This is a genomic window from Mycobacterium sp. E796, assembly GCF_001672815.1.
Taxonomy (GTDB): domain Bacteria; phylum Actinomycetota; class Actinomycetes; order Mycobacteriales; family Mycobacteriaceae; genus Mycobacterium.
Window position 1 is genome coordinate 1 of sequence record NZ_LZKK01000354.1, and the last position, 564, is coordinate 564.

The window sequence follows — 564 nt, forward strand, 5'->3', positions numbered from 1 at the left end:
CGCCCGGTCGGCGCCAGCGGCGAGCGGACCCGCGCCCGAATAATCGACGCGGCGATGCGCTGCGTGGCGGAGGTCGGGTACTCCCGCGCAAGCATTCGCGAGATCGCCAAGGCTGCCGAGATGACCAGCGGCAGCCTGTATCACTATTTCCCGAACAAGTCGGAGCTGATCAAGGCCGCCGTCGCGGCCAGGACCGACGTCGCGTTGCCGCGCCTGCGCGAGGCCGCCCAGGGTCCCGGCGACGTCACGGACCGGATCGAAGCGGTGCTCGACGAATCGGGCCGGTTGATGCGCGAATACCCCGACCTCGCCGCCTTCGAGTGGGCGCTCCGTGCCGAAGGTGCCGTCGACCCTCGGGAGGGCGGCGCCGGATTCCAGGCCTTCCGCGAGATCATCGAGGGCATCGTCGGGGGCACCGACAAGCCGGGCTCGGTGGAAGCCGTCTATTCGCTGATCTACGGGTTGACCGAGCTGGCGGCGACCGTTCCGCCGGAGGAGTACCACGCTGCGCTGGACTCGGCCAAGCGCCTGATCAGGGGCACGCTGCTGGGCGGCGGTCCACAG

1 protein-coding gene is annotated in these 564 nt (G+C 70.2%); it reads left to right on the forward strand.

The genetic code is table 11. The annotated features are described in order from the left end of the window. A partial coding sequence (locus A5706_RS29465; RefSeq protein WP_068137349.1) for a TetR/AcrR family transcriptional regulator occupies positions 1 to 564 on the forward strand: 564 nt, incomplete at both ends.